11 protein-coding genes are annotated in these 10,169 nt (G+C 34.2%); all 11 read right to left on the reverse strand.

Going from position 1 to position 10,169, the window contains the following annotated elements; translation table 11 throughout:
* Positions 1-30: 30 nt before the first annotated feature.
* The 11 genes from CLLU_RS09815 to CLLU_RS09865 all read right to left on the reverse strand — a co-directional run bounded on the left by CLLU_RS09815 (position 31) and on the right by CLLU_RS09865 (position 10,049).
* Positions 31-1,143, reverse strand: a complete 1,113-nt coding sequence (locus tag CLLU_RS09815) for an ABC transporter substrate-binding protein (RefSeq protein WP_106009566.1) — start codon at positions 1,141-1,143, stop codon at positions 31-33.
* Positions 1,144-1,171: 28 nt separating this feature from the next.
* A complete protein-coding gene (locus tag CLLU_RS09820; RefSeq protein WP_106009567.1) occupies positions 1,172-2,191 on the reverse strand; it encodes an ATP-binding cassette domain-containing protein in 1,020 nt (339 codons plus the stop codon).
* Positions 2,191-2,886, reverse strand: coding sequence for a GTP-binding protein (locus CLLU_RS09825; RefSeq protein ID WP_106009568.1), 696 nt, complete (start codon positions 2,884-2,886; stop codon positions 2,191-2,193). The genes CLLU_RS09820 and CLLU_RS09825 overlap by 1 nt, the downstream gene beginning before the upstream one ends.
* A 5-nt stretch (positions 2,887-2,891) precedes the next feature.
* Positions 2,892-3,878 carry an ABC transporter substrate-binding protein gene (locus CLLU_RS09830; protein ID WP_106009569.1) on the reverse strand — a complete coding sequence of 329 codons (987 nt, stop codon included), beginning with the start codon at positions 3,876-3,878 and terminating at the stop codon, positions 2,892-2,894.
* A gap of 55 nt (positions 3,879-3,933) precedes the next feature.
* Entirely contained in the window at positions 3,934-5,049 is a 1,116-nt protein-coding gene (locus tag CLLU_RS09835; RefSeq protein ID WP_106009570.1) for an ABC transporter substrate-binding protein, read from the reverse strand.
* Between the two features lie 4 nt (positions 5,050-5,053).
* Positions 5,054-6,046: an ABC transporter substrate-binding protein gene (locus CLLU_RS09840; RefSeq protein ID WP_242977543.1), complete on the reverse strand. Its 993-nt coding sequence runs from the start codon at positions 6,044-6,046 to the stop codon at positions 5,054-5,056.
* On the reverse strand, positions 6,043-7,098 hold the full coding sequence (locus CLLU_RS09845; protein ID WP_106009572.1) for a FecCD family ABC transporter permease: 1,056 nt from the start codon (positions 7,096-7,098) through the stop codon (positions 6,043-6,045). The genes CLLU_RS09840 and CLLU_RS09845 overlap by 4 nt, the downstream gene beginning before the upstream one ends.
* A 315-nt stretch (positions 7,099-7,413) precedes the next feature.
* A complete protein-coding gene (locus CLLU_RS09850) occupies positions 7,414-8,025 on the reverse strand; it encodes a ribonuclease H1 domain-containing protein (RefSeq protein ID WP_106009573.1) in 612 nt (203 codons plus the stop codon).
* A gap of 12 nt (positions 8,026-8,037) precedes the next feature.
* A complete protein-coding gene (locus tag CLLU_RS09855) occupies positions 8,038-8,685 on the reverse strand; it encodes an HAD family hydrolase (RefSeq protein ID WP_106009574.1) in 648 nt (215 codons plus the stop codon).
* Between the two features lie 156 nt (positions 8,686-8,841).
* Complete coding sequence (locus tag CLLU_RS09860) at positions 8,842-9,306, reverse strand: DUF4342 domain-containing protein (RefSeq protein ID WP_106009575.1); 465 nt, start codon at positions 9,304-9,306, stop codon at positions 8,842-8,844.
* Between the two features lie 101 nt (positions 9,307-9,407).
* Positions 9,408-10,049, reverse strand: a complete 642-nt coding sequence (locus CLLU_RS09865; protein ID WP_106009576.1) for a GntR family transcriptional regulator — start codon at positions 10,047-10,049, stop codon at positions 9,408-9,410.
* Positions 10,050-10,169: the final 120 nt, after the last annotated feature.

The raw sequence follows: 10,169 nt of genomic DNA on the forward strand, positions 1-10,169 counted from the left end.
TTACAAATAGATTTGTCAATTTATATAAAACTATGATTCTGGAGGTAAATGCTGTAAAATTCTATCGGCTTCATTATCAGTCAAATTATAATGGTAGAATTTCGAATAATACTCTTTAATTTCCTTTCTCATATCAAGATCCTTGAACAAATCTGGATGAAGTACCTTTGCTATATATTCCAAGAGCAAAACTCCCTCGCTACTGTAATCCCAAACAGCCACACCCTCTGGGTTAACATAGACTTTATTATCCTTTACTGCTTTAACATCACTCCATTTTGGATCATTTAAAATCAATTTGGTATTGTCAACACGTCCCATAAAAATAACATCTGGATTCCACTTCAATACTTCCTCCATAGTTGGTTTTGTCATCATTTCCTGCTTAGAATCCTTGGTTACAAGTACACCTCCCGCCATTTCCACATACCACTCCGTATATGAATTACGTCCATGGCTGCTAAGAGCATCAGGACCCCTAACGTAATAAACTTTTGGTTTTTCAGCTTCAGATAACTTAGATGTCCTTGATGTTACATATTTAACCTTTTTATCAAAATATGCACACCACTCATCTGCCGCTTTGACTGCATCTTCTCCAAATACTTGTCCAAATACTTTAACTTCCTGCTTAATATATTTTTGAAAGGATGCTGCACTGTCCGGGTTGCCTGTAGATTTCTGAGTGACTACCACCGGAATCCCTGAACTCGTCATCTTGTTTAAAGGTTTTGGTGTATCCCAGAAAAATACAACATCTATCTTTTTATTTATGAGATCCTCTACATTAGGATCTGCAAATGAAGTTGTTGCAGAAATTTTTTTAACATCAGGATAAACTTTTGCAGCCCACTTAGAACTTATCGGCATACTTAGTACAATCTTTTTTTCCTGTCCAAGTAACATGACCATCTCATATGAGGGCCCTCCAAAACTTGCAACCTTGTCAACTTTATCAGGAACTTTTACTTTTCTGCCTGCCATATCAGTTACTTGCCGTGTATTATTTTTTTGTCCTGCTGTATTACCGCTGGTCTGGGACACAGTTTTACCACCACATGCTGTGAAGCCAATGGCTAAAGTAGTGCTCATACCTATGGCTGTAATTACACTCAAGATTCTCCTTCTTAGTTTTTTCTTCATTTTTATATCTCCCTTTTCCAATTTTAATTTACAATTTCATATATTCACCTATGTCAAAATCTACGATATCTCCTCTGCGTATTATATTTCTAAGCTCCATCATTTTTGTATCAAATTTTTTAAGCATTACAAGATTTTCACGTTCTCTGGAGCTGGTTTCAATTATTTTATTCACACCACCGTTTCTTATCGCAATTCTTTTATTTCCCATGAGTGCCAATAGAGGATCGTGAGTTGACATAAAGACTATCTTTTCTTTTTTTACAAGTAATTCCATTGCTTTCTCACGGTCTATACCAGCATTCTCTATCTCATCAATTAGAACTATGGGAGATATACTCAAAAGTGCAGTATCGGCAATCATAAGCGCCCTTGACTGCCCGCCGCTTAATTGTGTAACAGGCATATCAGGAGAAAATTTTTCACCAGCAAGTTCATTGGCACATTTTATTATGGTTCCAACAGTATCCTTTATATTATTTATCATTCTGCTTTCTGCATGCATCGTAATAAATTCATCAACAGTTAAATCTATTACGAAATTCATATTTTGTGAAAGCTGTGCCACCAGTTTATTTTCTAAAGAAAAACGTTCATCTAAATCAGGAGTTTTTCCATTTACAAGCACCTGCCTTCCTGTCTGAGTATCTTTTTGGGCAATGCACTCAATATCCGCAAGAAACCTGCTCTTTCCAGATCCTGTAGGACCAACTAAAGATATGATTTCTCCCGGTTTTACTGTAATACTTATATTTTCCTCCTTTCCAAGCTTATCATGTCCTCCCAGAATAGTTATACTCTCTGTACATTTTTCCGACTTGACTTTCAGTTCTTCCATCTTTTCAATAAACAGTTTAAAATGGGTGAGTATTTCTTCTCTTCCCATTCCGCATCCATCAATAAATTCATCTGTGAGTAAATCCACTAATTGTTCTAAAGTGTATCTATCATCATAGTCTCTTAGTCCAATGGACGAAAAAAAATCTTCTATGTAGGAGTTCTTTTCTACTAGGTCTTTTATAGGAATTGATATAACATTCCTTTTCATTATTCCACTTCCTCAAAATTCATTTTTTTCACATTTCCTCTCTCATAATCCCTGCCTATTTTTCTTTCACCAACACAATAGGGACATAAGGCCGACGGCATGGTAAATCTCAGTGTACTTCCTTCCAGAGTATTTATTTCCGGAGCACTTCCTAAACTTTTGCTAAAATCATATGCACCCTGACCTGTTATGCCATTTATACAAAAAACAGAAGCCCTTGGATTTGACTGTTTTATTTTAAAACAAAAAACCTCTCTCTCTGCCTGTGATACAATATCGCCTTTAGTTACAACTATAATATCCGCCAATTTAAGCATTGGTCCTATCTTCTTGGGTGTATTTATTCCCGAAAGATTATCTACCACACATACAGCAAGTACACCCTTTATATGTGGTGAACACCTGTTACACAGTCCTGCACTTTCACTTATCAATATATCCAATTTATTTTTACATCCCCATTCTACACAATCATTAATATTGCTTATATAAAAATGATCTGGACATAAATTTCCCGAAAGTCCTACTTTTACTAAGACTCCTGCTTTTTTATACAAAACATCGTCAAAAGTAGAAAGGCAGTCAAACTTTATTACACCTACCTTTAATTTTTCAGATTTTAAGTAATTTATAGTTTTTAATAGTACGGAAGTCTTGCCCGAGGAAGGAGGTCCTGAGACAGTAATTAATTTCATTTTTTTCACCTGCTCTTTTCCCAATATTTTTCAAAAATTAAATCACAATCGTCTTTTATTTTCTCAAAATCATTATTCTTGACATAGTCCCAGCCAAGCCATTTGAATTTCGCATTTTCCGGCAAATGATTGTCCACTTCTATATTGACAGAAGGATAAAACATATCTGCAGCTTTTTGTCCATATTCACTTCCCAGAAATATATCCAATATCACACTGAGCTCATCAATTTTTGACTTTTTGGAGAGCATATAAAAAGGTGATATTACAGCTCCATCCTCGGGCCATAGAATTGATACTCTTTCTCTATTAGGACACAATTTTGCAAAAGACCAATTTATCACATTGATGGCGGCTCCTTTTTTATTATTGATTCCAGTAACTTTTGCCATATCAGGAGCTGACCATACATCTTTCACATTAGATGCAAGCCTCTTTAAGCCATCTTCTCCTCTTTCCTTGTAAATATATGGCAATAACATACTTGAAACTTTTCCACATCTTCCGCCTATTATAATATTGTTTTTATATTGCGGCTTCAGTAAATCATTCCAGATTCTGGGTTCAGGCAAGTTACCCAGCTTAATTTTGTCAATCAGCATTACAGTAGGTGCCACCGAATAAATCCAATACTCTCCCTCCGGATCAATACATCCTGCATCAATAAATTCCTCATGAACATTCTTGCCCAAGGGAGATTTAAAATATCCTTTTTTTATAAATTTAACTATAAACTCTTTACTTACAAATTGACCAAGATCCTTTGAAAAAATTAAATCCGGGAGCTCGTCTACATAATCTATTTTCCATATATCATCATATTCATCAGTTCTGCCACATCCACCGGGAATATGGTATTTAAGTATCCTGCCAGTGGATTTTCTATACTCCTCCACTTTTAATTCAAGTTCTTTCAAAAAAATTGATTTTAGAGGACATACCACATTCCCTAAAAAATCAAGTTTCATGTTGGATCTTTTAATTTCTTCCATAAAACATCTCCTCCTCAATCTATAACCGTATTTTTATCACGTTAAATAAATTCTATTATTTGTTATTCAGCAGAGAATTTAAATCACTGTCAGTAAGATTTACATGATAAAATTGTGAATAAAATTCTTTAGCAAGTTTATTCAAATCCATATCTTTAAATTTATCTGGATATAACATTTTCGCAGTCCAGGGTATTCCAATTATAGTATTTATTCCTGGTGGTCTGTCAAACCAGCTGTATGGCTTGGCTGGGGTCAAATATATTCTATGCTTTTGAACTGCTTTTATATTTTGCCATGTGGTATCTGAATATACATTTTTATAGAACTGTTCATTATTTGTTATTATAACGTCAGGATTCCACTGCACAACTTTTTCCATGGAAACTTCTGAGGTATTGTTTATTCCTGTTCCCCTCGCAACATTTAATCCTCCGCAAAGGTATATAAGCTGAGTGTGCTGGTTGTTTTTAAGATCTGCATAAGAACCTTTTAGAGCTTCCGGGCCTGAATCATAATCCGTCTGAAGTCCATTTGGGCTTTCTGCATAATAAACTTTTACCTTCTGATTGTCCGGTATATTTGAAACCTTATTACTTACTTCCTTTTTCACATTATTATAAAAGGATACGAGTTTGTCTGCTTTTTCCTGTGCACCCAAAAGCTTTCCCATAAAAGTAATATAAGGTACAAAATTTTCAGCATTAAGATCATGTACAACTACAACAGGTATGTTTCCAAGTTTTTGCTGTCTCACATTTGTTATAGAACTGTTTTCAGAATTATCAATTACTATATCTGGCTTCATAGATATATATGTCTCATAGTTTATATCGTTTTTTCCAGACCAGGAACCTACCACAGGAAGTTTTGTGTATTTATCCAATATATACTTGGCATTGTCATCTGAAAGCTTCATATTCCACCCAATTAATTTTTCAGGAGCCAGCATATATATTGTTGCTGTAGTAGCAGGCGACACCGAAAGTACTCTATTTACATTTCGGGGGACTTTAACGTTTCTGTCTGCCATGTCCTTTAAACTTATCTTCTCTGTTGAACTGGCATCAGATATTTTAGATGTTTCTTGAGTTCCACACCCGGAAAGCATGGTAAAAATAAATACTAGAGCTAAAACAACTGCAATTTGTGTATTGATTTTTTTCTTCATAATATCAAACCTCCTTAATTTTATTTTTCAAATTATAATATTCCATAAATTTTCTCCTGGCATATTCTTTGATGTTGTATATATCATTGTTCTTTATGTATTCCCACCCCACCCATTTAAAAATTGCATTTTGGGGTAAAGCATTGTCTACCAAAGCATTTGCCGAAGGGAAATAATGCAAGGCACTTTTTTTTCCATAATCACTTCCTATAATAAAATTTATTATTTCTTTCATATCATATATTCTTGATTTTTTTACAAGCATGTATATAGGTTCTGCAATTGCACCATCTTCTGGCCAAATCACGGATACATGTTCCTTTCTCGGACAAATTTTTGCGAAAAACCAGGACAGTACATATATTGCAGCTCCTTCATTATTCAGTGTTCCAGCTATTTTAGACATTTTTGAAGAATGCCATCCATCTTTTACATTACACGCCAGCATCTCAAGACCTTCTTTACCATAGTCCTTGTATATATACAGCGGAAGAAGTTCTCCCATTCCGTTTTCAGATCCTGAAATAATTAAATTATCTTTATATATAGGTTTTAGAAGATCACCCCACTTTTTAGGTCTCGGAAGATTGCCCAATTTATATTCATCTACCAACATCACAAGTGGAAAAACAGAGTATACATTGTAATTGCCATAAGGATCTTCCAAGCCGGATTTCATAAAATCTTTATTTATCTTTTCTCCAAGTACAGATTTAAAGCATCCCTCATCCACAAATTTTTCCGAAAATTCTTTTCTGAAAAAATTTCCGAACGTAACTGAAACCACAATATCGGGAAAATCTTGTATATCTTTAACTTTCCAGATATCATCATATCTATCAGCACCCCCACATCCTGTAGCTACATGACATTTAAATTTTTTGCCTGTCAATTTTTCATATTCACTTAATTTTTCCCGAAGATTTCTCTTGAAAATTTTCTGCATAGGGCAAACTATATGAGCTAAAATATTAATTTTTTCTTCCTGAAATTTCAAATCCATCCCCTCCTTCCCTTAATCAAAAGATAAATAAAAAAAGGTGCTCCAATCAAAGAGGTGAGAATTCCAAGGGGTATTTCCATGGGAAAAGCACATCGGGCCACATCATCAACCAATAACAGGAAAGTACTTCCGATCAATAAAGAAGCAGGCAATAATACTTTAAAATTCGGTCCCACAAACATTCTGGCCATATGCGGTATAACCAGACCTATCCACCCAATCATCCCGCTGATTGATACAGCTCCTGCAGTAATTAAAGTTGAACAGAGTATTGTAATTATCCTCATTTTTGAAGTATCAACGCCCAGAGCCCTTGCCTCTTCATCTCCAAAAGAAAGTACATTGAGCTTCCATCGTAATAAAATTAAAGGTATAATTCCTACAATGAGCGGTATCGACAATATTTTTACATCTTTCATAGTTACAGAAGATAATCCCCCCATCAAATAGAAGGTTATTGCAGGAAGCTTGTCATATGGATCCGCTACATATTTCGTTATTGATATAAAAGATGAAAAAAGAGCTGAAACCACCATACCAGTAAGTACAAGTACCAATGTCGCATTACTGCCCTTCCCTATAATTGAGCTTATTAAATAAGTTACGCTAACAGCCACGACTCCAAACAAAAATGCTGAAAACTGTATACCAAAGTTTCCAAAAGACAAAAGAATTGCAAATGCCGCACCAAATCCTGCTCCAGCAGAAGCTCCAAGTATATCCGGTGACACCATTGGATTTTTAAATAATCCCTGATATGCAGCTCCAGACACAGACAAAGCAGCTCCAACCATAAGTGCACACAAAATTCTAGGAATTCTTACATTAAATAAAATGGTTCTAATTGTACCATATTTTGAAGCATCTATTTTCAAGATGTCTGATGAGATTACACTAAAGAATTGAGATATAGTTACAGGATATCTCCCCGCATCCAAAGAAATGAATATTGCCAATACAGGTAATAACATAATTATAATAAAATAAATTATTTTTATGTTCTTTGACTTTATTTTAGAATTCTGTGATTCAGTCCTCTCCAACATATTATCCCCAATCTTAAGAATTTTGAGTTATTTTTGTATATTTGAATTTTTATAAAGTTTTATCAATTAAAATAAATTGAATTCAAATATCTTACAGTACTGCTTTCAAATGCATTTATTGCGAATTCAATAATTAATTCATGTATTATTTATGTATATTGTAATTATAGTACATTAATATTGCATTTTCAACAAAACATTATAAAATGTATTATAAAATTATAATATATTTATGTTATATGTATTTATATATCGTATTGTAAACTTAAAAAGGTATTTGCTCTACAAAAGCAAATACCTTTTTAATGAAAATATTCATGATAATATCTCCACAGCCTTCTTTGCCAATAAATCAGCTAAATCATTATATTTATCTTCTCCACTGTGGGCCTTGACCTTTTTAAATCCTATATTTATTTTCTTCATATACTTTTTCATAAAATCTCTATAATCTTTAGTGAGAATTTTATTTGCCTTCCATTCTCCTGTCGCCCAGCACTCTATTCCCTTGTAGTCATACACAATAACTATATCTGCAAAATCATTGGCCAGCGCCAGTTCAACAGCCTTTAAAGCTCCTCTTACTTCTCCCAGTACATTTCTGCTTTCAATCATATCAGAGATTCTAAAAGCACCCAGATCTTTAAAAAGCACGGTATCATTTTTAACTATCACCACACCATATCCTGCTATGTTGTCCCTGTCATTATAAGAACCATCCACATAAGCATAGAGTACGTCTTTCCCGGACATATTCTGTGATACATCAACTTTACTCCCTCTTATAAATTCAACCGCGGAATCATAATCCTTAAATTTTTTATACACAGCCCCCGAAAAACCTCTGATCTGTTTCTCACATTCTTCCCAGCTATTGTATACTCCTGGAACTCTACCAATTTTTACCGAATAAAAATTTGATGCCATAAAATTCTCCTCTCATATAAGTTCAATCAATTCCAAAGGATTTTTGAGAAGTACTTTTGCGCCATTTTTCAATAATTCAGACTCTTCTCTAAAACCCCAGACAGCCCCCACGGGATACATTCCCGCATTTACAGCAGTGTTCATATCCACACCGGAATCCCCCAGATAAAGATACTCCCGGGGATGAATCTTTAAAATTCCGGATATCTCCAGCGCTGCCTGCGGACTTGGTTTTTTAGGAATACCCTTCCTTGCTCCAAGGACAATATCAAAACATTCCTTTCCAAAAAATTTATCTATTATTAGCCTGGCAAAATCGTCGGCTTTATTAGAAAGCACAGAGATACTGATACCCATGGAATGCAGTTTGTCCACTAATTCATTTATGCCGTCATATGGTTTTGTGTATTCATGCCATCTTTTATTATATTCATTTCTAAATTCTTTCAAACAGAATTTTATCATCTTATCATCATGTGTTTCTACTGGCAGTGCTCTTTCCACCATTTTTCCCATACCATTGCCTACAAAGTACCTGTACTTTTCTACCTCGTGTACAGGAAACCCATGTGCCTTCAATACAAAATTCATGGAATTTGCCATATCATCAATGGTATTCAGCAGCGTACCATCCAGATCAAAAATAACACCTTTATTCATATTTCCACCACCTTTCAGCTGAAAAGTCAGATACTTATAATCATCTTAGCACATTTTGCAAATTGACACCATTTGAGATCCTGCTTAAATTTGAACACACTAAAAAATACATAAAAAAGACCTGCTTCATGGAAATCCACAAGCAGGTCTTTTTTCCTAAGCATCGGCAAATTCTTTTTTTATTTTATTCGTAACACCGTTAACTGCGTCTGTAACCTTTTCTATCTTGCTGTTAATGCTGGGGTCCTTCCCATTTTCCCTGCAAAGTCTTATTCTGCATCCTGCAATCAGGGCAATAACCAGAAATACTACTGCAGCAGGTAATGCCAGCACAATAAATAATATTGCCAGAGTGGACGGTATATTCAATATGTTTTTGCCGTTTTTTGAAATCACCACTTTTATTTCATTGGCTTTGGAAATCAAATCCTTAATTTTCTCAATAAATCTAGAGGTTTTAAAAGGCTTTTCCTCAGGTTTGATCTTATTTTCTTCCTCAAGATGTGAAAGTGCCTCTACTACATCTCCACCACATTTTTCAAGTGCCTCTTTAGCCTCCCTATAGCTTACGTTTGCCCTCTCTCTCAAGAGATCAATTTTTTCAATGGTAATTGTTGACATTTTAGATTCCTCCAATTCATTTTTATAGACTATGACTATATAGTACACTCTATCGATTAGAGAAAAATTAATTCAACATTAGAATTCCATTAGAAAACAAACTACTCTCTGCTGTCTTCATAGAGAAATTTCTTAACTTTGCAATAACTGGTCTCTTCTCCTATGGCCAATATTACATCTCCTTCTTGAAATACAGCATAAGGCCCTGGAGAAAGTATCAGATTTTTCCCTCTTCTTATGCCTATTACAGTAGCCCCCGTATTTTGCCAGAATTTACTTTCGGATATGCTCTTTCCTATAATGCAAAGTCCTTCATATATTTTGAACTCAAAAGGCATAAACGGATTGCTGTTTATAAATCTGTTGGAATAATCGGTGAATTCGTCTATCTTTTCCCTGATTTTTTTCTCCAGCTTATTTTTCTCCTCAAACAAATTCAGTATTTCTTTTTTTGATAAATTCAAGAAATCTATGTCTTTGAATTTTTCTACAAATTTCAGGCAATTATCTACAGATTTAATAATAATACCGCTGCCTTTTATTACTTCAACTATATCCATGTCATTTAAAAGAATAATTGCTCTTCTAATGGTTTCAGGTGATACGTTATAATGACTTGAAAGAGATGATCTTCCCCGAAGCTTATCTCCCACTGAAAAATCCCCGATTATTATTCTGTTAGCTATATCTATAGCTATTTTTTGATATATAGGTTTTATTACATATTTTGATTCTGATGACATTTTAAATTTTCTTTTTTAGGTGCAATACGCCTAAAATAAACCTCCCTTTAAAATATTTCAATTAAAAATTTATATGTGAGTAAAAATGCTATTTTATTAAATCAATACATAGTATAGAGT

Source organism: Clostridium luticellarii, assembly GCF_002995845.1.
Taxonomy (GTDB): domain Bacteria; phylum Bacillota; class Clostridia; order Clostridiales; family Clostridiaceae; genus Clostridium_B; species Clostridium_B luticellarii.

Excerpts from the sequence above, each read along its gene's own strand:
- CLLU_RS09860 (WP_106009575.1), bottom strand. The coding sequence starts at position 9,306 with ATGTCAACAATTACCATTGAAAAAATTGATCTCTTGAGAGAGAGGGCA.
- CLLU_RS09855 (WP_106009574.1), bottom strand. The coding sequence starts at position 8,685 with ATGAATAAAGGTGTTATTTTTGATCTGGATGGTACGCTGCTGAATACC.
- CLLU_RS09850 (WP_106009573.1), bottom strand. The coding sequence starts at position 8,025 with ATGGCATCAAATTTTTATTCGGTAAAAATTGGTAGAGTTCCAGGAGTA.
- CLLU_RS09835 (WP_106009570.1), bottom strand. The coding sequence starts at position 5,049 with ATGAAGAAAAAAATCAATACACAAATTGCAGTTGTTTTAGCTCTAGTA.
- CLLU_RS09825 (WP_106009568.1), bottom strand. The coding sequence starts at position 2,886 with ATGAAATTAATTACTGTCTCAGGACCTCCTTCCTCGGGCAAGACTTCC.
- CLLU_RS09830 (WP_106009569.1), bottom strand. The coding sequence starts at position 3,878 with ATGGAAGAAATTAAAAGATCCAACATGAAACTTGATTTTTTAGGGAAT.
- CLLU_RS09815 (WP_106009566.1), bottom strand. The coding sequence starts at position 1,143 with ATGAAGAAAAAACTAAGAAGGAGAATCTTGAGTGTAATTACAGCCATA.
- CLLU_RS09820 (WP_106009567.1), bottom strand. The coding sequence starts at position 2,191 with ATGAAAAGGAATGTTATATCAATTCCTATAAAAGACCTAGTAGAAAAG.
- CLLU_RS09845 (WP_106009572.1), bottom strand. The coding sequence starts at position 7,098 with ATGTTGGAGAGGACTGAATCACAGAATTCTAAAATAAAGTCAAAGAAC.
- CLLU_RS09865 (WP_106009576.1), bottom strand. The coding sequence starts at position 10,049 with ATGTCATCAGAATCAAAATATGTAATAAAACCTATATATCAAAAAATA.